Below are 24,290 nucleotides of genomic sequence, written 5' to 3'. Positions count from 1 at the left end.
GCGGTTTCACCCTACCCGCGTGCGGAACCGGGTGTCTGCGCCGGACCCGGGTACGCCGCATTCCGGCCCGCTCACCCAGCCCCAGCGGGCGCCGCCCGCGTCCGAGAACGTCACCACCAGCGCCGGACTGCCCTGGAACCGGGCGTAGTCGACCATCTCGACGGTGAGCGGCACCGCGCCGTGTTCGGCGCCGATCGCGGTCAGGCAGGCGGCCAGTGCCTCCGGGCGGGCGAGCCGGTCCAACCCGCCGACGGCGCCGAGGCGGTACTTGTCGGTGGCCAGGGGGGTCTCCCGGCCGCTGTCCGTCGCGCCCGACGGCCCGGCCATGTCCGGTCGGGCCGACATCGCCTTGGCGTCCCGGCCGAGGAGTTCCGGGGTCCAGTCCGTGCCGCTGCGTACGGCCGGCCCGGTGGTCCGGTACGGCGCGCCCGCCGCCGGCGCCGCCTCCCCGGCCGGTCGCCCGACGGTGCTGCTGTCCCCACCCGTGTCCGCCAGCCGGCCGACGCCGAGACTGACCGCGGCGACCGAGGCGGCGGCCAGCGCCACCGGCCCGGCGACCCGGGCCCAGCGCCGGGACCGTCGCCCCGGCCCGGTGTGCCGGTCGGGACGGGCGACCGTGCCGGGTGGGCGGGTCGTCCGGCCGGGCTGCGCCGGCACGGTGACCGGCGTCGCATCCCGACCGGCGTGTTCGGGCACGTGGTCGGCGGTCGGGGCGGGACCGGCGCCGGCGAGCGCGGCCGTGATCCGGTCGGAGACCGCCACCGGCAGCTCCGGCGCGGACGACGACGCCCAGTCGGCCAGGTCGGCGTGCACCAGGTCGAGCGCGCCGGCCAGGGCCGCGTACGCCGCGCGCCAGGCCGGGTCCTGCTCGACCAGCCGGGCCACGGTGGCCTGCTCGGGGGTGCCGTCCAGCGCCCCGCCGAGGTAGTCGGCGAGGAGGTCGTGGTCGACCTCGCTGAACTCCCGCGAACTCACGGCTCCTCCTGGCTGGCGTCCGGCCGGGTGAGTCCCGACGAGGATCCGACGCCCTCGGGCCGCCGGCGGTTCCCTGCGGTGACCCGCGGCACGTGCACGGCGTCGTCGGCACCGGTGCGCAGGTGCCCCAGCAGCACGGCGAGCCGCGCCCGACCCCGGGCGCACCGGCTCTTCACCGTCCCCTCGGCGACGTCGAGAATCCGGGCCACCTCGGCCACCGGGTAGCCCTGCACGTCCACCAGGACCAGCGCGGCCCGCTGCTCCGCCGGCAGGGCCGCGAGCGCCTGCCGGACCACCAGCGCGGTGTCGTGGTCGGGGGCGGGCGCGGCCGGTTCGACGCCGCCGGTGTGGCGTCCCGGATCCCCGTCGGTGTGCACCCCGTCGGGCAGCGGGACGGTGGCGTGGGTCTGGCGTCGCCGCATCCGGTCCAGGCACGCGTTCACCACGATCCGGTGCAGCCAGGTGGTGACCGCCGAGTCGCCCCGGAAACGGGCCGCGGCGCGGTGCGCCGACAGCATCGCGTCCTGGAGCGCGTCGGCCGCCTCCTCGCGGTCCCCGATGGTCCGCAGCGCCACCGCCCAGAGGCGGTCGCGGTGCCGGTGGAACAGCTCGGTGAAGGCGTCCCGGTCACCCGCGACGTGGGCCCGGAGCAGCTCCAGGTCGGAGCCGGCCGGCGGGCCGTCACCGGTCGCCGACCAGCGGCTCACGAGCCCTGGACCGTGATCTCCTGGACCCCGATCTTCCAGCCGCTGCCGTCGTCCTTCTTCGGCAGCTCGGTGATCCAGAAGAGGAGGTACTGGTACTTCTGGGCGGGGTCGAACCCGTTGAACGTCATCTTGGTGCCGTCGTGGTCCTCGAACGGCTGCCCGATCACGGTGGGGTACGCCGCGACGAGGTCCTTGTCGCCCTTGGAGGTGGAGGGGAACTCACCGTTGGTGCCGGCGCGCAGCTCGGCCGAGGCGCCGGTGGACGAGAGCGTGGCCTGGAGCGACTTGACCGTGTGCGGGGCACCCAGGTCGATCCAGACGCCCATGCCCTTCTTCAGGCCGCCGAACTTGCCGTTGTTCCGGTAGGTCTGGGTCTCCCAGCCCTCGTCGTCGCTGCCGTCGATGACCTTCTCGGCGTTCCGCACCTCGGCGCGGTCCCCGCTCTCCGGGTCGATGATCCGGACGTCGGAGACGGTGAGCTTGCGGACCGGCGCGGCCGCCTCGGTGCTGCCGCCCGTGGCGGGGGCGCTGTTGGTGGGCTGGGCCACCGGCTCCTTGGCGTCGTCGTCACCGCCCCCGAGCACGCTGATCCCGACGAGCAGACCGACCAGCGCCACCACCAGCAGGCCGGCGATGCCCAGGGCGACCTTGCGCCCGCCGGCCGCGGCCAGCGGGGACGACGGCTCCTCGCCGGGGTCGGCGGTGAAGCGCAGCGGGCCGGCCTGCTCCAGGAACTGCTCGTCGGCCGGGATGTCGAGCCGGCTCAGCTCGGCGGACAGCACGTCCGACGAGGGCGGGGCGATCTCCGGGTCGAGCAGGTCCATGGTGAGGTCGTCGAGGTACGCCGGCACCCCGGCGCGGACCTGCCGGGGCGCGGCGATGCTGCCGCTGGCGTCCCGGACGGCGTCCGGCAGGGCGGCCCGGCCGTGCCCGGCGGTGGCGCCGTGCAGCGGGGCCTCACCGTGCGGCCAGTGCCCGGTCAGCGCGAAGTAGAGCACCCCGCCGACGGCCCGCAGGTCGTTCTCCTGGCTGTCCGCCCCGTCGGTGCGCGCGTCGGCCAGCACCACCCGGCCGTCGTCGCTGATCATCACGGTGCCGGGGTGGAGGTTGCCGTGCACCATGCCGGTGGCGTGCACCGCGGCCAGGGCGCTGGCGACGGCGTTGCCGATCGCGGTCGCGCGGGCCGGATCCAGCGGCCCGTCGGCGGCGACCAGCTCCCGCAGCGACTGGCCGTCCACCCACTCGCGGACCACGTAGGCCCGGTCGTCCTCGTCGATGGCGTCGTAGACGCCGACCAGGTTGGGGTGGATGACCCGGCTGGCCGCGACCGCGGCCTGGAGCATCTCGGTGGCGGAGTCGCCGCCGGGGTAGCGGAGGACCACCGCGACGGGCCGGCGCAGCACCACGTCGACCCCGCGCCAGACCAGCCGCCCGGCACTGTCGTTGTTGATGTGCTCGACCAGTTCGTAGCGCTCGGCGAGGAGCTCACCGACCGTGGGAGCACCGAGGGTCACGACCGCGGGAGAACTTTCCTCCGCTTCCTGACCCTCGCCGACCTGGGTCACCCGTCCTCCCTCGGTGATCGTGTCGATCGATGGACCCGTGCTGCTGGGCATGTGGCTTCCCGCTCTGGCTTCGGTGGAACCGGCACGGTCGGCGTCGACGCCCACGTCGACGCCGGACGTACCCGTCGAGAGCGACCTTACCCGGGATGCCCGGTTCTCCGACATGTCATCTTCCCGCTGCGGCGGGCGGGAAGCCAGTCGCAGCGAACACGCACCGCCAATCTAGAGGTTGACGGCAAGTGATCGGCGCAGGGGCGTCCCGGTGTGGCGTGCCGGTGCTTTCCCCGTCCCGGCCTGGGCACCCTCGTCCGTACGGTTGGTTGTCCACAGGCCGAGAGGCCCACTGGACGGCGGAATCCCGAGTTATCCACAGCCGTATCCCCAGCCTGGTGATCCTCGTTCACCGTCGGTCACGGGTGGGCGCTCAGCGCCCGAGCCGCCGGCGCACCATGCCGACCACCTCGGTGATCTCCCCGATCCGCAGCAGCATGGCCAGCCCGAGGTACGTGCCGCCGATCGCCGCGCCGCCGACCACCAGCTGGACCGCGGCGGCGAACCAGCTCAGCTTCGCCGGGTCGCCCGGGAGCACCGCGAGCACGAGCAGCCCGACCAGCGCGGCGCCGAGCGCGGCCACCACGACCCGGCCGAGCGTGCGCATGATCCGGCCCAACCCGATCCGCCCCACCCGGGGGCGCAGCAGCATCGCCGAGATGATGGCCGCGGCCAGGTACGACACCGCGTTGCCGAGCATCATCCCGGCCGCCGCGAACGTGTTCGAGAAGATCAGGAAGAGGCCGACCTGGAGCAGCACCCGCAGGACCACCACCGGAATGTTGATCAGTGCCGGGGTGCGCGTGTCGGGCAGCGCGTAGAACGCGAACGTGAAGAGCTGGCTGACCGCGAACGGCACCAGGCCGAGCGCCGCGACCAGCAGCACGGTCGAGGTGGCCACCGCGTTGTCGCCGGTGAACGCGCCGTAGCGGAACACCACCACGGAGATCGGCGCGGCCAGCACCGCGTAGCAGACCGCGATCGGGGCCAGCACCGCGGTGACCATCCGGGTGCCCCGGGACAGGTCGGCGGTGACGTCGCCGAACCGGCTCTCGGCGGCGGCGGCGCTCATCCGGGGCATCAGCGCGGTGATGATCGAGACCGCGATGATGCCGTGCGCCATCATCAGCAGCAGGAAGACGTTGTTGTAGATCAGCAGACCGGCGTTGTTGCCGCCGGCGGCGCGGGTGAGCAGGTTGACCACCACGAAGAGACCGAGCTGGTTGACCCCGACGTAGCAGAACATCCAGCCACCGAGCCGGGCCAGCTCGGCGAGGCCGAGCGCCCGGAAGTCGAACCGCCACCGCCACCGGAAGCCCACCTTGCGCAACGCCGGCAGCAGGCCGGCGGTCTGGACCGCGACACCGAGCAGCGTGCCGCCGCCGATTAGTAGGATCCGTTCCCAGCTCATCTCGCCGGGCTGGACGATGTTGGCGCCGAAGACCGCGATGTAGAGCGCGCAGACGCCGATGACCACCAGATTGTTGAGGATGGGCGCCCACATCGGCGCGGCGAAGTGCCCGCGGGTGTTCAGCACCGCGGCGATCAGCGCGCTCACGCCGGTGAAGAACAGCATCGGCAACATCAGGTACGACAGGCTGGTGACCAGCCCGCGGTAGTCGGCGTCCTTGCCACCGGCGTAGATGGCGGTCAGCACCGGCGCCGCGACCAGGGCGAGCAGCACGGTGGCGGCCAGCGCCAGCACCGCGAGCGTGAGCAGCCGCTGGGAGTACGCCTCGCCCCGGTCCGGGTCGGACTTGCGCCGCCGGACCAGCACCGGGATCAGCACGCTGGTGAGCACGCCGCCGAGCAGGAACTCGTACACCTGGTTCGGCAGGAAGATCGCGGTGGTGAACGCGTCACCGACCAGCGCGCCGCCCAGCGCCGCGCCGATCATCAGATTGCGGATGAAGCCGGTGCCGCGGCTGACCAGGCTGCCGATCGCCATCACCGCGCTGTTCGCCGCGGCGCTGGTCTCGGCGACCACCTCCTGCGGTGGCGCCACCGACTCGACGCCCGGCTGGTTCAGCGGCTCCGCCGAGATGAAGGTCGCGCCGTCGTCCGGCGGCAGGCCGCCGCCGTGCGCGTTCGCGCTGCGGTAGAGCCCGCCGCCGCTCATCTCACAGCCTCCCAGGGGGATGTCGGAACCGGGCCCGACGGCCCCGCACCACCGGAACCTTAGTCAACCTCGCCCGGTTACCCACGCCCGGCGCGGTCGATCCACCCTCGGCCCGCTAGGCTGGCGATCCCATGTCCGAAGCCTCCGCCTCCGCCGCCGATCGCCGTGAGCTGACCGCCGCGCAGCGCAACGCCGTCGCCGAGCTGCTCCGCGTGTCCCCGGTCGCCGACGAGCTGGGTCGGCGCTTCGCCCGTGCCGGTCACGAACTGCACCTGGTGGGCGGATCGGTCCGGGACGCGCTGCTCGGCCGGCTCGGCAACGACCTCGACTTCTGCACCGACGCCCACCCGGACGAGACCGTCAAGGTCATCCGGGGCTGGGCCGAGTCGATCTGGGAGACCGGACGCGAGTTCGGCACCATCGCCTGCCAGCGCGACGGGCTCACCCTGGAGATCACCACCTTCCGGGCCGAGGTCTACGACCAGGTGAGCCGCAACCCGGTGGTGCAGTACGGCACCAGCCTGGCCGAGGACCTGAAGCGTCGCGACTTCACCGTCAACGCGATGGCGGTGAGCCTCCCGGACCACCGGTTCACCGACCCGTACGGCGGCCTGGCCGACCTCGGCGCCAAGGTCATCCGTACCCCCGGCACGCCGCAGGAGTCGTTCCGTGACGACCCGCTGCGGATGCTGCGCGCGGCCCGGTTCGCCGCCCAGCTCCGCTTCGCCGTCCACCCCGACGTCCGGGACGCGATGACCCGGATGGCGGCCGACCTCGACCGGATCACCGCCGAGCGGATCCGGGACGAGTTCACCAAGCTGCTGTGCGCGGCCGACCCGGTGACCGGGCTGCGCCTGCTTGTCGACACCGGCCTGGCCGAGCGCTTCCTGCCGGAGCTGACCGGCCTCAAGCTCACCATCGACGAGCACGCCCAGCACAAGGACGTCTACGAGCACACGCTCACCGTGGTGCTGAACGCCATGTCGATGGAGTCCGAGGGTTGCGACTTCGTGCTGCGGATGGCCGCGCTGATGCACGACGTCGGCAAGCCGGGCACCAAGGCGGTCGGCCCGGACGGCCGGGTCAGCTTCCACCACCACGAGGTGGTCGGGGCCCGGCTCACCAAGGCCCGGATGAAGGCGCTGCGCTACCCCAAGGACGTCACCTCCCAGGTGGTCAAGCTGGTCGGGCTGCACCTGCGCTTCTACGGGTACGGCCGGGGCGAGTGGACCGACTCGGCGGTCCGCCGGTACGTCACCGACGCCGGTGACCTGCTGTCCCGGCTGCACAAGCTGACCCGTTCCGACTGCACCACCCGCAACCGGCGCAAGGCGGCCCAGCTCGCGGCCGACTACGACGCGTTGGAGGAGCGGATCGCCCGCATAGCCGCCGAGGAGGACCTGGCCCGGGTCCGGCCCGACCTGGACGGCAACGCGATCATGGAGCTGCTCGGCGTGCCGCCGGGCCCGGTGGTCGGCCGCGCCTGGGCGCACCTCAAGGAGCTGCGCCTGGAGCGTGGCCCGCTGGACCGGGACGAGGCCGAGGCGGAACTGCTGCGCTGGGCCCGTGGCGAGGGCATCGTCGGCTGATCCGCCGGCCGGGAAAAAGCGACGACGATACGCCGGCGTGTCGACCGAACGGTTGACGCGTTCCGATCGATCTCTGCCGCATGATGTTGGTCATCGCCAGCCCCCCGCTCGACGGGCGCGGCTGTCCTGATCTCATCCGCCCGTCCGGTCCGGACGGTCGCTGGACACGGGGAGACAATTCGGTGTCACGTCCCGGCGCGCTGCGCCGCTCCGCGCTGGTGGGGCTCGCCCTCACCTCCGCCACCTCGATCATCTGCGCCGCCACCGGCGGCGCCGCCCTGGCCGATCCGGTCACCCCACCACGTGGCGACATCCGGGGCGCCGGCACGGCCAGCGCCGTGCCGGGCAGCTACATCGTCGTCCTGAAGGACGGCAAGGCCAGCCCGGCCAAGGTGCGGTCCACCGCGTCGGCCCTCGCCGGCGAGCACGGCGGTTCCGTCCGCCACGTGTTCAGCCGGGCGCTGCACGGCTACTCCGCCGCCATGGACCGCCGGCAGGCGGAGCGCCTCGCCGCCGACCCGGCCGTCGCGTACGTCCAGCAGGTCCAGCGCTGGAAGACCTCCGGCAGCCAGACCACGCCGCCCTGGGGGCTGGACCGGATCGACCAGCTCAAGCCGAAGACCGACGGCCGGTACACCTACCCGGCGACCGGCGCCGGGGTCACCGCCTACGTCATCGACACCGGCATCGACATCGACCACAAGGACTTCGGCGGGCGGGCCAGCTACGGCTACGACGCCGTCGACGGCGACGACGTCGCGCAGGACTGCAACGGCCACGGCACGCACGTGGCCGGCACGCTCGGCGGAACGAAGTACGGCGTGGCCAAGGACGTCGAGCTCGTCGCCGTGCGGGTGCTCGACTGCGACGGCAGCGGTCGTACCGACCAGGTGCTGGCGGGCATCGAGTGGGTCACCGCCAACGCGGTCAAGCCGGCGGTGGCCAACATGAGCCTGGGTTCCGACCGGGTCGACCAGGCGATCAACGACGCGGTCACCCGTTCGATCGCCGCCGGCGTCACGTACGCGGTCGCGGCCGGCAACGAGTCGGCGGACGCCTGCACGGTCTCGCCGGCGAGCGTGCCGACGGCGATCACGGTCGGGGCCACCGACCGGCTCGACTTCCGGGCCCGGTTCTCCAACTACGGCTCCTGCCTGGACACGTTCGCGCCGGGCGCCGGCATCGTCTCGGCGGAGCAGGGCACCACCGACGGGTCGGTGGCGATGAGCGGCACCTCGATGGCGTCCCCGCACGTGGCGGGCGCCGCCGCGCTGCTGCTGGAGGCACACCCGACCTGGACGCCGCAGCAGGTGCGCGACTCCGTCGTCACCACCGGCATCGGCGGCGCGGTGCACGACAGCATGGGCTCGCTGGACCGGCTCCTGCACCTCGGCGCGGTGCCCACCGCCCGGGGTTCGTACGGGCTCAAGGCCCGGGCCAACGGCCGCTACGTCGTGGCGGAGAGCGCCGGGACGAAGCCGCTGATCGCGCGCGGCACCACCATCGGCGCGTGGGAGAAGTTCGACGTGGTCGACGCCGGCGGTGGCCTGTACGGCCTGCGCGCCCGGGTCACCAACAAGTTCGTCACCGCGGAGAGCGCCGGCGCGAAGCCGTTGATCGCGCGCGGCGCCACCATCGGCGCCTGGGAGAAGTTCCAGATCGTCGACAACACCGACGGCACGGTCAGCCTGAAGGCCACGGTCAACGGCCGGTACGTCACCGCGCCGAGCGCCACCTCCCCGCTGATCGCCAGCAAGACCTCGATCGGCGCGGCGGAGAAGTTCGACTTCGACGCCCCGTCCCCGATCGTCGGCATCAAGGCGGTGGCCGGCGGCCGGTACGTCACGGCGGAGAGCGGCGGCGCGAAGCCGCTGATCCCCCGCTCGACGACGGTCGGCGCCTGGGAGAAGTACGAGGTGGTCAGCGATGGCGACGGCTTCTTCGGCCTGAAGGCGCTGGCCAACGGCAAGTTCGTGGCGGCGGAGAGCGCCGGGGCGAAGCCGCTGATCGCGCGCAGCACCTCGATCGGCGCGTGGGAGGCGTTCGTCTTCCTCGACTACTACGGTGACGGCTCGGTGAGCCTCTACGCCAACGCCAACGGCAAGGCGGTCACCGCCGGCAGTGCCGGCACCAGCCAGCTCGTCGCGAGTCGTGTCATCGACTGGGACAGCGACACCCTCGGCCTGGGCGCCGGCGAGAAGTTCGTCCTCGCCGTGCTCTGACCCGTACCACCGCACGTCGCCCGCCGGTTCCCCTCGGGGAGCCGGCGGGCGCCGTCGTTCACGGGGTGACCGTGCTGCCGTCCACGGCGGTCTTGCCGTTGGTGTGCGCGCTGCCCAGCCGGGCGAGCAGCCCGGCCAGGTCGATGCCGGTCAGGTCGCTGCCGAGCTGGAGGCCCTGGGCGACGTTGCCGGCCACCGACTTGGTCAGCGACGAGGCGCCGTCGGTGGAGATGACGGTCATCTTGTCGATCGCGCCGATCGGGGCGCTCGCCGCTCCGACCACCTCGGGCAGCACCTTGACCAGCAGGTCCAGCACCGCCGCCTCGCCGTACGCGGCGAACGCCTCGGCCTTGCGGGCCATCGCGTCGGCCTCCGCCTGCCCCTTGGCCAGGATGGCCGCCGCCTCGGCCTGGCCCTCCCGCTCGACCGCCTCGGCGATCGCGGACCGCCGGCGCTGCTCCGCCTCACCTTCCTTGGCGCCCTCGATCGCGTTCGCCTCGGCCAGCGCGGCGCGGCGGGCCCGCTCACCCTCACCGGTGAGCCGGGACTGCTCGGCGATGGCCTGGGCGGCGGCGATGGTGGCCTGCCGCTCGGCGTCGGCGCGCAGCACCGCCGCGTTGCGGGCCGCCTCGGCCTCCTGTTCCACCTTGTACCGCTGCGCGTCGGCCGGCTTGCGGACCTCGGTGTCGAGCTGGCGCTGCTTCAGCTCGGCGTTGCGCTCGGCCACCTTCTGCTGCTCGGAGAGGATCGCCTGGTCCCGCTCGGCCTGGGCGAGCGGCCCGGCCGCGGCCGACTTCGCCTTCGCCGCGTCGATCTCGGCCTGGATGCCGGCCTGCTTGAGCGACAGGTTCCGGTTCGCCTCGGCGATCGCCTCCTCGGCGAGCAGCCGCTCCTGCTCGGCGGCCTGCCGGGCGCGGGCCTCGGCGATGGCGGCGTCCTTGAGTACCCGGGCGGCCTCGGGCCGGCCCAGGTCGGCCAGGTAGGACCCCTCGGCCAGGATGTCCTGGAGCTGGAACGTGTCCAGCACCAGGCCCTGGTTGGTCATCGAGTGCTCGGCCTCCTCGGCCACCGCGCTGGCGAACGCGGCCCGGTCCCGGATGACCTCCTCGACGGTGAGCCGGCCGACGATCGAGCGCAGCGCGCCGGCCAGCACCTCACGGGTGAAGTTGTCGATCTCGTCCTGCTGGTGCAGGAAGCGCTGGGCGGCGGCCCGGATGGCGTCCTCGGTGCCGCCGACCTTGACGATCGCGACGCCGTGCAGGTCGGCGCGGATGCCCTGCTTGCTCACCGCGCCCCGGATGCCGACGTCGATGCGCCGGCTGGACAGGTCGAGCGACTGGAGCTTCTGCACCACCGGCAGCACGAACACCGAGGCGCCGAGCACGACCTTCTGCCCGGACATGTCGGTGGACCGGATGCCGTCGGCGGTCTGGGTGGTGCGGCCCTTGCGGCCGGTGACGATGAACGCCTCGTTGGGCCCGGCCACCTTGATCCGGGAGAGCACGAAGAAGACGAGCAGGACGGCGAGGAGGACCGCGCCGCCGATGGCGACGAGCAGGGGCATGGGGGTTCCCGTCTGTGCGGAGGGATCAGTAGGTCTCGACGTGCACGCTGGTCTCGCTGAGCGCTTCGACCACGAAGATCCGGGCGCCGACCGGGATCGGCCGGTCGGACCGGGCGTTGAGTTTGACCGGCTGGCCGGCGAGGCGGACCCGCACCTCGCCGTAGCCGTCGCTGGGGATCGGGGTCACCACCAGACCGATCGCGCCGGCCAGGTGGTCCCGGGTGGGGGTCGGATCGGTGCGCATGTCGCGGGCCGCGCGGCTCAACCGGGCCGCCAGCCAGCCGGTGGGCACGGCGGCGAGCGCGCCGCCGGCCACCGCCGCCGCGATCATGCCGGGGGTACGCGCCCCGAGCATCTCGTTGACGATCGCGCCGCCGAACCCGAACGCGCCGATGAACCCGGCGACCGCCTCCAGCGACACCGGCCCGTCGACGTCCGGGTGACCGAGGTGCAGCACTCCCGAGCCGAGCAGGGCCAGCGTCAGCACGCCGACACCCACTCCGCCGATGATCAGGAAAATGAGCGTCCCCGTGGCCACGACCTGCACGGTATCGACCCGGTGCAACGTCCCCCACCCTGAGCGGGCGCTCAGTACGGCGCGATCGTCACCGCCAGGTCGACAAGTTGCTTCGGCAGCGGCTGACGGACCAGTTCCCGGCCGGTACGGTCGGCGAGCACGAAGTCCCCGGCGCCGAACGGCCGGCGGTAGAGCAACCGGTCGCCGGTGACCCAGGCGACGTCGGCGCTGGGCAGCGGGTTCACCACCCGGCCGGTCGCGGTCTCCACCAGCAGCGGCTCCTGATGCCCCTGGACGACCACCAACGTGCCGTCCGGCGACCAGGCGTCCGGGCCGACCGGCCCGCCCGGCAGCTCGACCAGTCGGGTGGGCCGGCCGTCGTCGACCGACAGGAGTTGCACCCCCTTGGCGAGGTCCCGGGGCCACGACTCCGACTTCTGCCTGCTCAACGTCAACGCGACCGACCGGCCGTCCGGCATCCAGGTGAATTCGCACCGGTCGGCGCAGGGCCAGCCGAGCCGTCCCACCGGATGGGTCTTCTTCTGCCCGTTCAGATCCAGCACGATGAAACCGAAGTGGTCGACCTGGCGGGTGGTGAACAGCAGCCGCCGTCCGTCCGGGGACCAGTTCGGCGTGGAGAGCGCCCGGCCCACCTCGTACCAGCGGGTCTTTCCGGTGGCCAGATCGAACACGCCGACGTCCCGGGGACGGCCGTCGTCGCGGACCGCGACGAGGGAGCCGGTCGGCGCCGGAAAGATGCCGTCGTACTTGTCGGTGGCGAAGTAGCGCCCGCGCCCGCGGTCGAGCAGGAACCCGCTGCCGGAGCCGCCCACCACCTGGGCCCGGGTGACCACCCACTCACCGGGCAGCACCAGTGGCCGGTCCGCCCAGTTCGCGCCGGGTTCGGCCCGGAGCGCCGGCGAGGGGGTGACGGTGACCGGTGGGGTCGTGGGCGGCGGGGCGGAACGGGGACGCAACAACACGAACGGCAGCGTCACCGCCACCACCGCGACCAGCGCGGCGGCGGTCGCGGCGACCCGTCGGCGGCGACGCAGCCGACGGCCCCGCCCGAGCGCCCGCAGCGCCAGTTCCGGCGCGGGCGCGACGCCGTCGGCCAGATCGCGTACGGCCGTCCGGAGCGTCTCCTCCAGCGACGTGCTCATCGGGTCACCTCCGCCCGGGTGGTCAGTTCGTCGAGGGCCGGCACCAGTTGCCGCAGCCGAGCCAGTGCCTTGGCGCTCTGGCTGGCCACCGTGCCCGGCCGGCAGCCGAGCAGCGCGGCCGTCTGCTCGACGCTCAGGTCCTCCAGGTAGCGCAGCGTCAGCACCGCGCGCTGCCGGGGTGGCAGCGCCCGGAGCGCGTCCCGCAGCAGCATCCGCAGGTCACTGTCGTCCCCGACCGCCGGCCGCTCCGGCACGTCCGCCACCGGCACCTCCGCGCGCCGCGCCCGCCGCCGCCAGCCGGAGACCTGGTCGTGGTAGAGGATCCGTTTCACGTACGGCTCCGCGTCGCCGCGGATCCGGGGCCACCGGGCGTACGCCTTGGCCAGCGCGTTCTGGAGCAGGTCCTCGGCCGCGTGCTGGTTGCCGGCGAGCGCGTACGCGACCCGCAGCAGGACCGGCCCCCGTTCGTTGACGAACGCGGTGAACTCCCCGTCGACCTCCGCCACCGTCCACCTCCGTGTCTCAGACGCCCGGGGTGGGGGAAACTTTGCCCGCCGCGCGACAATGGGTGGCATGCGCTGGACCGTGCTCGACTCGCCGATCGGGGAGTTCTCCGTCGGCACCGACGCCGACGCCGTACGCGGCGCGCACTTCGGCCGGGTGGCGTCGGCGTCCGACGAACCCGGCGACGACCTGGCCCGGCGGGCGGTGGCCGAGTTACGGGCCTACTTCGCCGGCGAGCTGACCGAGTTCGGCGTGCCGGTGTCGGCGCCGCGCGGCTCGGAGTTCGAGCGCGCGGTCTGGCGGGAGATGACCGGCATCCCCTACGGCGAGACGACCACCTACGGCGAGGTGGCCCGCGCGCTCGGTGACCCGGGCGCGGCCCGGGCGGTGGGAGTGGCGTGCAACCGCAACCCGGTGCCGGTGATCGTGCCCTGTCACCGGATCGTCGGCGCGGGCGGCAAGCTGGTCGGCTTCGGCGGCGGGCTGCCGCGCAAGGTGACGCTGCTGGAGCTGGAGGCGGGCGTCGCGCTGCGCCGCGCCTGGTCCTGACGTTCGCGCCCGCCCGACCGGCCGGCCCGAACACGGAGGGCCGGGTCCCGAACGGACCCGGCCCTCGCGAATGTGCTGAGGTCAGCGCGTCAGCGCTCGATCTCGCCCTTGATGAAGGACTCGACGGCGGCGTGCGCGTCGTGGTCGGCGTACTGCTGCGGCGGGGACTTCATGAAGTACGAGGAGGCGGAGAGGATCGGGCCACCGATCTTCCGGTCCAGCGCGATCTTCGCGGCGCGGACGGCGTCGATGATGACGCCGGCCGAGTTCGGCGAGTCCCACACCTCGAGCTTCAGCTCCGCGTTGAGCGGGGTGTCGCCGAAGGAGCGGCCCTCCAGGCGGATGTACGCCCACTTGCGGTCGTCCAGCCACGGCACGTGGTCGGACGGGCCGATGTGCACGTCGCTCTTCTGCATCTCGTGCGGGATCTGGGAGGTCACCGACTGGGTCTTCGAGATCTTCTTCGAGACCAGGCGGTTGCGCTCCAGCATGTTCATGAAGTCCATGTTGCCGCCGAAGTTGAGCTGGTACGTGCGCAGCAGCTCGACCCCGCGGTCCTCGAACAGCTTCGCCAGCGCGCGGTGCACGATGGTGGCGCCGACCTGGCTCTTGATGTCGTCACCGACGATCGGCAGGCCCGCGTCCTCGAACTTCTTGGCCCACTCCGGGTCGGAGGCGATGAAGACCGGAAGGGCGTTGACGAACGCGCAACCGGCGTCGATCGCGGCCTGGGCGTAGAACTTGTCGGCCTGCTCGGAGCCCACCGGCAGGTAGGAGACCACCACGTCGACCTGCGCGTCGCGCAGCGCCTGGGCCACGTCGACCGGCGTGGCGTCCGACTCCTCGACGATCTCGCGGTAGTACTGGCCCAGACCGTCGAAGGTCGGGCCGCGCTGCACGCTGACGCCGGTCGGCGGCACGTCGCAGAGCTTGATCGTGTTGTTCTCGCTGGCGACGATCGCCTCCGCGAGGTCCATGCCCACCTTCTTGGCGTCCACGTCGAACGCCGCGACAAACTCCACGTCCGAGACGTGGTAGTCGCCGAAGGTGACGTGCATGAGACCCGGGACGCGGTCGTTCGGGTCGGCGTTCCGGTAGTACTCCACGCCCTGCACGAGGGACGAGGCGCAGTTACCCACACCGACGATGGCGACGCGGACGGAGCCCATAGCGTCTGCCTCCTTCTTTTTCATCACGGCCGCTCTGTCCTGGACTTTCCAGGCGTGGGCGGGCTGTCGTTGTCTCCTCGGCCGCCGACCGTCCGGGAATCCGGGGCGGTCGGGGCCCGGCCGGAGCGCTCGTTGGCGATGAGCTCCTCCAGCCAGCGGACCTCGCGCTCGCAGGCGTCGAGCCCGTGGCGCTGCAGTTCCAGGGTGTACGCGTCGAGGCGCTCGGCTGCCCGGCCGAGCACGTCACGAAGACCTTCGCGGCGTTCCTCGATCTTGCGACGGCGACCTTCCAGGATCCGGAGCCGGGTGGCCTGGTCGGTCCGGGCGAAGAACGCGAAGTGCACGCCGAAGCCCGTGTCGTCGTACGTCTCGGGTCCAGCCTGCGCTATGAGCTGGGCGAAGCGTTCCTTGCCCTCCGCGGTAATGGTGTAGACCACCCGACCGCGTCGGCTGGTCAGCGCGGGAACCTCCTCGGCGGTCGCGGGTGTCTCGGCGGCTTCGGTGATCCACCCCGCCGCCTGCAGCCGTCGCAGGGTCGGGTAGAGCGAGCCGTAGCTGATCGCCGCCCGGATGGCGCCGAGCTTGGCGGTCAACTCCTTGCGCAGCTCGTAGCCGTGCATCGGCGCCTCCTGCAGGAGGCCCAGGATGGCGAACTCGAGCACGGGCGCCATCCCTTCTTTCCCCCTGGGTGGAGGCTTAACCGCCGCGATGTATCGGGCCGATACATCGCACGGTAGCCGAGACCGGTGGCCAGGGCAAACCTCTGGTTACGCGACGCGATCCTCACTGATCGTGACCATGGTCGCCTCGGTTCGTCGGAGCGCGTACCCTTTGCCGCATGCGTACGCAGCGCCAGGTCGTCGACTACTCGCTCCAGAAGCGAGCGGTGCTGCGTGAACTCCTCGCCGGGCGGATCGGCACGTACGACGTCTGCGACGCCTCGCCGTACCTGAAGAACGCCGCCCGTTTCCACGGCGAGCCGACCGATCACCGCTGCCCCATCTGCCGCAGCGAGAACCTCACCCACGTCCACTACATTTACGGTGACGAACTCAAGCAGTCGGCGGGTCAGGCGCGTACCCGGGCCGAGTTGCCCGTGCTGGCCATGACGCTGCGTGAGTTCCAGGTGTTCGTGGTGGAGGTCTGCCCCGGCTGTGACTGGAACCACCTCGTCGAGCAGTTCCTGCTCGGCCGGGACGGTCTCGCGGGCGAGGCGACGGATGCGACCGCGTCGGCCGCGGCCGACGGCTCCACCGCCCGGCGAAGGCGAGAGGCGCAACGGTGAACTCGGCTGTCCCGACCACTGCCGGCCCGTTACCCGGGCGGCACGCGCGACAGCCGGTAAGCGTAATTGGTCCGATTAGGTCGGATTTGACGGACACGGGCCGGCACGGCGGGCCGGTAATCTTCCGTGTTCCAGCTCACGGCAACCCGGTGGTGGCGCCCCCGCGCCCCACCGCGACCGGCAGGGTGTGAGGAATGAACTACGGCGATTCCAGTTCTTCGCGTGGGCGGGCCCAGATCCCGGGCCCGAACGGCGACCCCGGCTCCGAGCGGAGTTCGCGCGGGAACGGTTGGTCCGGCGCCCCCGAGGGTGGCGCCTCGGCGCGTGCCTCGGTCACCCCGGGCGGTGTCGGCGGCCGGGCCCCGGTCGGCGGCGTCGCCCCGGTGCCCCGTGGGGCCTCGGGCTCGGCCTCGGTCGGACGCGCCGGCGCGGGACGCGCCTCGGTGCCGGTCTCGCCGGCACCCGGTGTCGCCGGGCGCGCGGGCGCGGGTCGGGCGTCCGTCCCGGTCTCCCCGGCCGGACCGGCCGGGCGTGCCTCGGTCGGCGCGGCGAGCGTGGGCGGCGCCGGGCGGGCGAGCGTCGGCGCGGCACCCGTCGGCGGCCGTGCCGCGGTGGCCCGGGCCGGGGTGCCCGGCTTCAGCGGCGGCCCCGGCGGCCCCGGCGGTCCGGGTGGCCCGGGTGGTCCGACCGGCCCCGGTCGCGCCGGCCGCGGTGGGGATCCGGGCCGGGCGAAGAAGCGGCGCCGGCTCAACATGCTGATCGCCGGCTTCGCCGTGTTCATCATGCTCGCCGGCATCGGCGTGGTCAGCTTCACCTGGTACTCCACCAAGGTGGTGCTCCCGGAGGACACCATCCCGCCGCTGTCGACCACCATCTACGACTCCACCGGCAAGACCCCCATCGCCCGGATCGGCGACCAGAACCGGCAGCTGGTCACCATCGACCAGATCCCGGAGCACGTCCAGCACGCGGTCGCGGCGGCGGAGGACCGCAACTTCTACCGTCACTCCGGCGTGGACTACAAGGGCATCGCGCGGGCCGCCTGGAACAACATCAGCGGCGGCGACAAGCAGGGCGCCTCGACGATCACCCAGCAGTACGCCCGCAACGCGTTCGACAACCTGAACCAGGACACGTACGGCCGCAAGGTGAAGGAGGCGGTCCTCGCCTCCAAGCTGAACGACCGCTACGACAAGCGGACGATCATGCAGCACTACCTGAACGTCATCTACTTCGGCCGGGGCGCGTACGGCATCCAGTCGGCGGCACGGACGTACTTCAACAAGGACGTCAACAAGCTGACCGTGGCCGAGGCGGCGGTGCTCGCCGCGCTGATCAAGCAGCCCGAGCCGAGTTCCACGCACCAGGGCTACGACCCGGCGATCAACCCGCAGGCCGCGCTGGACCGGTGGAACTACGTCATCAACGGCATGATCACCGAGAAGTGGCTGGACGCGCCGAACATGCCGCAGCACCCCACCGAATACCCGAAGGACATCGCGAAGCCGACGAAGAACAGCGCCGGCGGCTTCGGCATCGACACGCCGTACGGCAACGTCGTCAACTACGTCTCGCAGGAACTGCGCGAGATGAACCTCTGCACCGACAACGAGGCCGAGGCGACCGACGCGAAGCCGCTCTGCTCGAAGGCGCTGAGCCGTGGTGGCTACAAGATCACCACGACCATCAACGCCAAGATGCAGGAGGCGGCTCTCGACGCCGCCCAGCGGGCCAAGAAGGGCTCCGCGCTCGCCGGGCAGCCGTCGAACCTGATGGCCGCCATGGTGTCCGTCGAGCCGAAGACCGGCCGGGTGCTCGCCTACTACGGCGGTGACAACGGCACCGGCACCGACTACGCCGGCAAGAACGTCGAGAACGGCGTGGTCAGCGGCGGCCACTCACCGGGTTCGAGTTTCAAGATCTACACGCTGGCGGCGGCGCTGAAGGAGGGCATCTCCATCAAGTCCCGCTGGAAGGGCTCGGCGTTCACGCCGAAGGACACGAAGTTCAAGGTCAGCAACGCCGGCGCCGACAAGGTCTCCTGTGGCGACTCCTGCACGCTGGAGCTGTCCACGCTCAAGTCGCTGAACGTGCCGTTCTACTACATCACCGAGAAGATCGGCCCGGACAAGGTCCTCGACATGGCCAAGCAGGCCGGCGTCACCACCATGTGGCAGACCGACACCAACCCGGCCAAGCCGCACGACCTGACCAAGGCCGACCCGAAGGACCTCGCGCCGAATCCGTTCTTCCACGTGATCGGCTACGGCCAGTACCCGATCACGGTGCTCGACCACGCCAACGGCGTTGCCACCTTCGCCAACGAGGGCGTCTACAACAAGGCGCACTTCATCCGGAAGGTCGAGAAGCAGAACCCGAACACCGGCAAGTGGGACACGGTCGGCGGCGAGAAGCTCAAGCCGCAGCGGCGGATCGACAAGGACATCGTCGCCGACGTCACCTCCGTGCTGGAGCAGTACCCGGGCCAGGTGAACCGCCGCCTCGACGACGGCCGCAAGGCCGCCGAGAAGACCGGCACCTGGGAGCTCGGCGACGGCAGCACCCGCAACGGCGACGCCTGGATGATCGGCTACACGCCGCAGCTCGCCACCGCCGTCTGGGTCGGCAACAAGGGGGCCCGCAAGGCGATCAAGTACAAGGGCGGCGCGGACATCAGCGGCGCCAAGATGCCCGGCGAGATCTTCCAGCGCTTCATGAACGACGCGCTCAAGGGCAAGGACAAGGAAGACTTCCCGCCGGCCGCGAACGTCGGCAAGGACGACGTCGGCAACGGCGAGATGCCCGCACCCCCGCCGCCGGCCCCGAACGAGCCCGGCGGGCCGGCCTGTGACCCGCTCGGCCTGTTCTGCCCCGGCGGCAACAACCCCGGCGGCGGCAACCCGGGTGGTGGCAACCCGGGCGGCGGCGGCAACCCCGGCGGCGGCGACCAGGGCGGCGGTAACCCCGGCGGCGGCCTCCCCGGCGGCGGCGGGCGAGGCGGCGGAGTGCTGCCCAGCACCCCACCCAACCGCCAGACCAACTGACGCGCACCACCCGACGGCGGCGGCCGGACCCGAGCGGTCCGGCCGCCGCTGCGTTTCGCGTACCGGAATTTCTGCGCGCGCGGCGGGACGGACGGCCCCGACGTACGGCAGGATGCCTCTCCATGAGGACCGAGTCGACCGCAGGCATCGATGAACCCGGCACGTCCGGGGAGCAGACGCCCCGGCCCGGAGCGACCGAGGACCACCCGTCCCGCTCGGACTGGTTCGTCCGCGGCACGTCCGGCCTGATCGGCGGACCGCTCGGTGACCACGCCGCCGCCCTGGACCGGCCGGCCGGCCGCGACAGCCGGTTCTGGAGCGCGGCGCGGATCGTGCTGGCCCTGATCTGCCTCACACTCGCGCTGCACTGGGTGCAGAAATCCCCCTGTCAGGACGGCGCCTGGCAGAACAACGTCCAGTACACCCGGATGTGCTACACCGACGTGCTGGCGCTCTACTACGCCGAGGGTCTCAACGAGGGCAAGGTGCCCTACGCCGACCACCCGGTGGAGTACCCGGTGCTGACCGGCTACTTCATGGGCGCGCTCGGCCTCCCGGTGCACGCCCTCGGCGTGGACAACCCCGCCATCAACCAGGGGCAGTGGTTCTACAACCTCAACGCGCTGGTGCTCGGCGCGCTCGCGGTCGCCACCGTCGCGGTCATCCTCAGCCTGCGCCGCCGACGACCCTGGGACGCGGCGCTGTTCGCCCTCTCGCCGGCGCTGGTGCTCACCGCCACCGTCAACTGGGACCTGCTCGCCGTCGGCCTCGCCGCGTTCGGGCTGCTGGCCTGGGCGCGCAGCCGACCCGACCGCTACGGCATGCTGATGCCCGCGCTGGCGGGCCTGCTGCTCGGGCTCGGCGGCGCGGCGAAGATGTGGCCGCTGTTCCTGCTCGGCCCGATCCTGATCCTCACGCTGCGCGCCGGCCGGCTGCTCGCCGGGCTCGTCGCCACGGCCACCGCGCTGGTGACGCTGGTCGCGGTCAACCTTCCGGTGGCGATCCCCTACCGGGAGAGCTGGGGACGGTTCTTCGACCTGAACACCACCCGTCCCATCGACTGGGGCACGCTCTGGTACATCGGCCGCTACCTGGACGGCCGGATCAGCCCGTCCGCGCCCGGCGAACTCGGCCCGTTCGAATGGCTCAACGCGAACATCCCCACCCTGAACTGGGTGTCGTACCTGCTGTTCGGGCTGGCCTGCCTCGGCGTGGCCGCGCTCGCCCTGCTCGCCCCGCGCCGGCCCCGGCTCGCGCAGGTCGCGTTCCTGGTGGTGGCCGCCTTCCTGATCTTCAGCAAGGTCTGGTCGCAGCAGTTCGTGCTCTGGCTGCTGCCGCTCGCGGTGCTCGCCCGGCCCCGGTGGGGCGCGTTCCTGGCCTGGCAGTTCGCCGAGGTCTGCTACTTCGTCGCGTTCTACGGCGAACTGCTCGGCACCGCCACCTCCCGGCCGGTCTTCCCGGAGGGCGTGTTCGTGCTGGCCTCCAGCCTCCGCCTGATCACCGTGGTGGTGCTCTGCGGTTTCGTCATCCGGGACATCGTGCGGCCCGATCAGGACGCGGTGCGGCAGACCTACGCCGACGACCCCGACGGCGGGGTGCTCGACGGCGCGCCGGACGCGCCCTGGCACCAGCGTTGGCGCGCACGCTCCGGCGCCACCGACCTACCCGCCGAACCCGTGCCCGCCTGAGACCCGGTGGCAGAGGTCACAGGCGGTAGACGACCGCGTCGCCGACCTGCTCCCGGGTCACCCCCAGCCCCTCGACCGGCCGGTCGAGCATCCCCTCCCACGGGGTGCCGCCCAACTGGTCCCGGAGCACCACCACGTTCCGGACGCCGATCTGCCGCAGGTAGTCGACGCTGGCGTAGTCGGGGAAGCTGACCGTGGCCTCGCGGGTCCGGGCCTGGGACGCCGGGGTGAAGCCGCTGCCGCCGTTGACCATCTGCGGGAACCGGTCCGTCGACCAGAGCATCACCGGCTGGTCCAGGTTCTGGCTGCTGGGCAGCACCAGCAACGGCCCGTCGACGGTCCGCATCACCGCCGGCTGCTGCGGCACCACCGGATGCGGGGTGACGTTCAACCCCTCGGCCAGCACCAGCGCCAGCGGCAGCAGCGTGGCCAGCCGCAGCCACGGGCCGGGCCACGGCGGCACCCGTTCGGCGGCGAGCTCCCGCACCCGGGCGCAGAACGCGGTGACCGCGCCGGCCGCGAGCAGGCCGAGCAGCAGCGTGGCCCAGAGCATCATCCGGCCCGGCGTACGCAGCCCGTTCCAGCCCGGCAGGTAGTCGAAGAGCGGCACGTAGGTGAACCGGCCGTCGAGGAACCGGGTGCCCATCGCCAACGCCGTCGTCATCAGCACGCCGGCGAGCAGGAAGAGCCGGTGGCGGACCCGCCAGACCGAGAAGAACAACCCACCGGCGGCCAGCGCGTAGAGCGCGAAACCCGGCAGCAGCGTCATCTCCGGGGGCCAGGGCAGCGCCGCCCGCGCCCCCTCGTGCAACTCGCCCCAGACCCGGGACTCGCCCGGCGCGGTGAACAGGCCGCTGGCCGGCGGCGAGTAGAGCTGGATCTCGGCGAGCGTGCGGGCCGCGTTGGGGTGCAGCTCGGCGACCTTGAAGAAGGGAATCGCCAGCAGGCCACCCACCGCGGCGAACACCAGCCCGCCGAACAGGTCGGCCAGGAACAGCCGGCGACCGAACGGGCGCTTCACCCGGCGGCGCCGGACGAACCACAGCACCGCCGAGACCAGCACCACCCCGGCCAGCAGGTACGCGAACGGCAGCCCGATGCCGAAGCCGAGACTGAGCTGCCAGGCGGCCACCAGCCAACCGGCGAGCGCCCAACCCGCGTGTCGGCGGCGCGGACGGTAGCCGTACCGCAGCGACCAGCCGTGACCGCGGGCGAGCATGGCCAGCGCCAACGGGATGCCACCGTTGGAGATGATGTGCAGGTGCCCGGCCTGGGCCAGCAGCCACGGCGCGTACGCGAAGCTCGCCCCGGCCACCGCGCCGCCGATCCGGCCCGCGCCGAGCTGCCGGGCCAGCGCGTACGCCCCGAACGCGGCGAGCGCGTGGGCCAGCACGAACATGATGTTGTAGCGCAGCACGGCGTGCTCCGGACCGACGCCGATCAGGCCGGCCGGCGCGTACCCGAGCAGCGTGTCGGAGAACGCGAAGCTCCAGTTCTCCGGGAAGAACGTGTTGGAGTACCAGAGCATCGCCGGGTCGGTGCGCAGGATGTGGCCGGACCACGCCATCTGCCACGCCTGGAGGCTCGGGTCCCAGTGGTCCTGCGGCAGGGTGTAGCGCGGATAGCGCAGCGTGGGCCAGGTCATCGCGGCGGCCAGGGCCAGCGCGGCGACGGCGGCGAGCGTCCACTCGTGCACCAGGAACCGGCCCACCGCGCGGACCGTCCGGCGGGCCCGGCCGAGAACCGGCTCGGGTGCCGGCCCGAACGCGGTCCAGGGATCCGCCGGCTCCGCACCGTCCGTACCGGTGGTCTGGTCCGTGTTCGAGGTCTTGTCCGTGCCGGCGCTGCCGGTCGGGGCCGTGTCGGTGGTCTTGCTCGTGCCGGTGGTCTGGTCCGACCCCGCGCCGCCGGTCTGGTCCGTCCCGGTGGTCTGGGCCGACCCCGCGGCGCCGGTCTGGTCCGTCCCGGTGGTCTGGTCCGGGCGCGTGGCGCCGCGCCCGTTCTTGCCGGCGTCGGCGGTCTTGCGCCTGCCGTCGCGCCTGCTCCGGCCGGACCTGCGCCGGCTCTGGCCGCCGTCGCCGGCCTTGTCCGTGCCGTCGCCGCCCGCCGCGTCGGCGGACTCGTCGCTGTCGGCCCGGGACCCGCTCGTGCCGGCTGCCGCGCTCGTGCCGCCCTCCACCTCGCCGGTGGATCGGCCCGGTGCGGGCTCTGCCCCGTCGGCCGGGGAGCCCTCCGGGGCCGGTCGCGGGTCGGTGCCGGAACGACCGGTCGCACCGGACTGCTCCGTGGTCATGCCGTGGCGCCCAACTGGGCGCGCAGGAACGCGATGTCGGCGGCCTGCCCCTCGACGCCGCCCGGGGTCTCGACGATCACCGGTGCTCCGGCCGCCCGGATCACCGCCACCAGCAGCTCCGGCTCGATGGTGCCGCCGGTGAGGTTGTCGTGGCGGTCCTGGCCGGAGTTGAAGGCGCCCTTCGAGTTGTTCGCGTGGATCAGGTCGATCCGGCCGGTGATCGCCTTGACCCGGTCGACCAGACCCAGCAGCTCCTCGCCGCCGGCGTGGGCGTGACAGGTGTCGAGGCAGAAGCCGACCTCGTGGTCGCCGAGCGCGTCCCAGAGCCGGGCCAGCGCGTCCAGGTGCCGGGCGCAGGCGTTGTCACCGCCGGCGGTGTTCTCGATCAGCACCGGCAGCGGGAAGCCGCCGGAGTCCGCCGCGTACGCGAAGGTCTTGCGCCAGTTGTCGAAGCCGGCGGCGAGGTCGCCCCCGGCGTTGACGTGGCCGCCGTGCACGATCAGCCCGCGGGCCCCCACGGCCGCCGCGGCGGTGGCGTGGGCCAGCAGCAGCTTGCGGCTCGGGATGCGGATCCGGTTGTTGAGCGTGGCCACGTTGATCACGTAGGGCGCGTGGACGTAGAGGTCGATGTCGGCGGCGCGCAGGCGCTCGGCGTCCTCCCGCGGCTTCGGTGCCTTCCAACCCTGCGGGTCGGCGAGGAAGAACTGCACCGCCTCGGCCTCCCGGGTGGCCGCCTCAGCCAGTGGGTCGGTCGCGTCGACGTGGGCTCCGATTCGCATGCAGGGCAGCCTACGTCGCGCCTGCGACGCGTGGTGCGCACGCGCGCGGGTTCCGGCGGGCGGGCGCGTCACCGCCCGGCCCGGCGGTCGTTGTCCGAGGTGGGATCGATGGTCGACGCTCCGCCCGACGTGGTCCACAGCACGGACGGCGAGCGTCGGCCTCCGGCGACGGATCGCCCCGCCGTGCGGCCCGGCACGACGGGGCGGGTCCCACTCGTCACCCACACGGCAACCGGTCAGATGGATTAATTCCAGCATTTACCCCAAGTGGTGACGACAGCCGCTGTATGGTCAGACCAGGTGACAACATGATAAAGCTCCGCGGGGCGTTCCCGATCCAACCTCATCGGTGTGGTCGTTCCTCCCCAGGTCCCACCCAAGGAATGCGGACGGGACGCCCCGCGGCCCCGTGGACAGGGGTCCACCTTTCCGGCGCCCGACGCCGGAGGTGGGCCCCTGTCGCCGCGTCCGGAGCCGTCCCGGAGCCGTCCGGGGCCACCGGCCCCG

The 24,290-nt window shown here is 72.6% G+C and carries 18 protein-coding genes; 6 read left to right on the top strand and 12 right to left on the bottom strand.

Annotated features, from left to right (window positions below):
• Positions 1–6: 6 nt before the first annotated feature.
• From AB0B02_RS09700 to murJ, 4 genes are all read right to left on the bottom strand, one after another.
• Complete coding sequence (locus tag AB0B02_RS09700) at positions 7–975, bottom strand: hypothetical protein (RefSeq protein ID WP_281933940.1); 969 nt, start codon at positions 973–975, stop codon at positions 7–9.
• Positions 972–1,682, bottom strand: a complete 711-nt coding sequence (gene sigM / locus AB0B02_RS09695; protein WP_281933942.1) for an RNA polymerase sigma factor SigM — start codon at positions 1,680–1,682, stop codon at positions 972–974. The genes AB0B02_RS09700 and sigM overlap by 4 nt, the downstream gene beginning before the upstream one ends.
• Positions 1,679–3,298, bottom strand: coding sequence for a protein kinase family protein (locus AB0B02_RS09690; RefSeq protein WP_281933944.1), 1,620 nt, complete (start codon positions 3,296–3,298; stop codon positions 1,679–1,681). The genes sigM and AB0B02_RS09690 overlap by 4 nt, the downstream gene beginning before the upstream one ends.
• A 373-nt stretch (positions 3,299–3,671) precedes the next feature.
• Complete coding sequence (gene murJ, locus AB0B02_RS09685; protein ID WP_281933945.1) at positions 3,672–5,417, bottom strand: murein biosynthesis integral membrane protein MurJ; 1,746 nt, start codon at positions 5,415–5,417, stop codon at positions 3,672–3,674.
• A gap of 131 nt (positions 5,418–5,548) precedes the next feature.
• Here murJ and AB0B02_RS09680 point away from each other — a divergent pair, with 131 nt between their 5' ends.
• Together AB0B02_RS09680 and AB0B02_RS09675 are read left to right on the top strand one after the other, a co-directional pair.
• A complete protein-coding gene (locus tag AB0B02_RS09680) occupies positions 5,549–7,006 on the top strand; it encodes a CCA tRNA nucleotidyltransferase (protein ID WP_281933946.1) in 1,458 nt (485 codons plus the stop codon).
• 182 nt (positions 7,007–7,188) lie between these two features.
• Positions 7,189–9,228 carry a S8 family serine peptidase gene (locus AB0B02_RS09675; protein ID WP_357298762.1) on the top strand — a complete coding sequence of 680 codons (2,040 nt, stop codon included), beginning with the start codon at positions 7,189–7,191 and terminating at the stop codon, positions 9,226–9,228.
• A gap of 58 nt (positions 9,229–9,286) precedes the next feature.
• Here AB0B02_RS09675 and AB0B02_RS09670 read toward each other — a convergent pair whose 3' ends face one another.
• Genes AB0B02_RS09670 through AB0B02_RS09655 form a run of 4 tightly spaced genes read right to left on the bottom strand, consistent with a single transcriptional unit; the run spans position 9,287 to position 12,978 of the window.
• The gene (locus AB0B02_RS09670; RefSeq protein ID WP_357298760.1) at positions 9,287–10,792 is read right to left on the bottom strand and encodes an SPFH domain-containing protein; all 1,506 of its coding nucleotides are present in this window, start codon (positions 10,790–10,792) and stop codon (positions 9,287–9,289) included.
• Between the two features lie 25 nt (positions 10,793–10,817).
• A complete protein-coding gene (locus AB0B02_RS09665) occupies positions 10,818–11,339 on the bottom strand; it encodes an NfeD family protein (protein ID WP_281933951.1) in 522 nt (173 codons plus the stop codon).
• Between the two features lie 41 nt (positions 11,340–11,380).
• Positions 11,381–12,472 carry a hypothetical protein gene (locus AB0B02_RS09660; RefSeq protein WP_357298757.1) on the bottom strand — a complete coding sequence of 364 codons (1,092 nt, stop codon included), beginning with the start codon at positions 12,470–12,472 and terminating at the stop codon, positions 11,381–11,383.
• The gene (locus AB0B02_RS09655) at positions 12,469–12,978 is read right to left on the bottom strand and encodes a SigE family RNA polymerase sigma factor (protein WP_107162006.1); all 510 of its coding nucleotides are present in this window, start codon (positions 12,976–12,978) and stop codon (positions 12,469–12,471) included. Before AB0B02_RS09655 ends, AB0B02_RS09660 begins: the two co-directional genes overlap by 4 nt.
• A 67-nt stretch (positions 12,979–13,045) precedes the next feature.
• Here AB0B02_RS09655 and AB0B02_RS09650 point away from each other — a divergent pair, with 67 nt between their 5' ends.
• Positions 13,046–13,525 (top strand): methylated-DNA--[protein]-cysteine S-methyltransferase, encoded by a 480-nt coding sequence (locus AB0B02_RS09650; RefSeq protein ID WP_281933957.1) that lies wholly within the window; start codon positions 13,046–13,048, stop codon positions 13,523–13,525.
• A gap of 89 nt (positions 13,526–13,614) precedes the next feature.
• On the opposite strand, the gene AB0B02_RS09645 is transcribed toward AB0B02_RS09650, so the two are convergent.
• Entirely contained in the window at positions 13,615–14,694 is a 1,080-nt protein-coding gene (locus AB0B02_RS09645) for an inositol-3-phosphate synthase (RefSeq protein ID WP_107162010.1), read from the bottom strand.
• A 23-nt stretch (positions 14,695–14,717) separates the two neighbouring features.
• Positions 14,718–15,356: a PadR family transcriptional regulator gene (locus AB0B02_RS09640; protein WP_281934636.1), complete on the bottom strand. Its 639-nt coding sequence runs from the start codon at positions 15,354–15,356 to the stop codon at positions 14,718–14,720.
• 176 nt (positions 15,357–15,532) lie between these two features.
• Here AB0B02_RS09640 and AB0B02_RS09635 point away from each other — a divergent pair, with 176 nt between their 5' ends.
• The 3 genes from AB0B02_RS09635 to AB0B02_RS09625 all read left to right on the top strand — a co-directional run bounded on the left by AB0B02_RS09635 (position 15,533) and on the right by AB0B02_RS09625 (position 20,711).
• A complete protein-coding gene (locus AB0B02_RS09635) occupies positions 15,533–15,979 on the top strand; it encodes a DUF5318 domain-containing protein (protein ID WP_107162012.1) in 447 nt (148 codons plus the stop codon).
• Between the two features lie 194 nt (positions 15,980–16,173).
• On the top strand, positions 16,174–19,023 hold the full coding sequence (locus tag AB0B02_RS09630) for a transglycosylase domain-containing protein (RefSeq protein WP_357298747.1): 2,850 nt from the start codon (positions 16,174–16,176) through the stop codon (positions 19,021–19,023).
• Between the two features lie 122 nt (positions 19,024–19,145).
• Positions 19,146–20,711 carry a glycosyltransferase 87 family protein gene (locus AB0B02_RS09625; protein WP_357298742.1) on the top strand — a complete coding sequence of 522 codons (1,566 nt, stop codon included), beginning with the start codon at positions 19,146–19,148 and terminating at the stop codon, positions 20,709–20,711.
• 16 nt (positions 20,712–20,727) lie between these two features.
• On the opposite strand, the gene AB0B02_RS09620 is transcribed toward AB0B02_RS09625, so the two are convergent.
• Both AB0B02_RS09620 and AB0B02_RS09615 read right to left on the bottom strand, forming a co-directional pair.
• The gene (locus AB0B02_RS09620; RefSeq protein ID WP_357298739.1) at positions 20,728–23,004 is read right to left on the bottom strand and encodes a hypothetical protein; all 2,277 of its coding nucleotides are present in this window, start codon (positions 23,002–23,004) and stop codon (positions 20,728–20,730) included.
• On the bottom strand, positions 23,001–23,783 hold the full coding sequence (locus AB0B02_RS09615; protein ID WP_357298735.1) for a deoxyribonuclease IV: 783 nt from the start codon (positions 23,781–23,783) through the stop codon (positions 23,001–23,003). Before AB0B02_RS09615 ends, AB0B02_RS09620 begins: the two co-directional genes overlap by 4 nt.
• Positions 23,784–24,290 lie beyond the last annotated feature (507 nt).

It is taken from the genome of Micromonospora sp. NPDC049240 (assembly GCF_040647835.1).
In the GTDB taxonomy this organism is placed as follows: domain Bacteria; phylum Actinomycetota; class Actinomycetes; order Mycobacteriales; family Micromonosporaceae; genus Micromonospora.
This window is presented reverse-complemented; position numbering and strand designations above follow the sequence as displayed.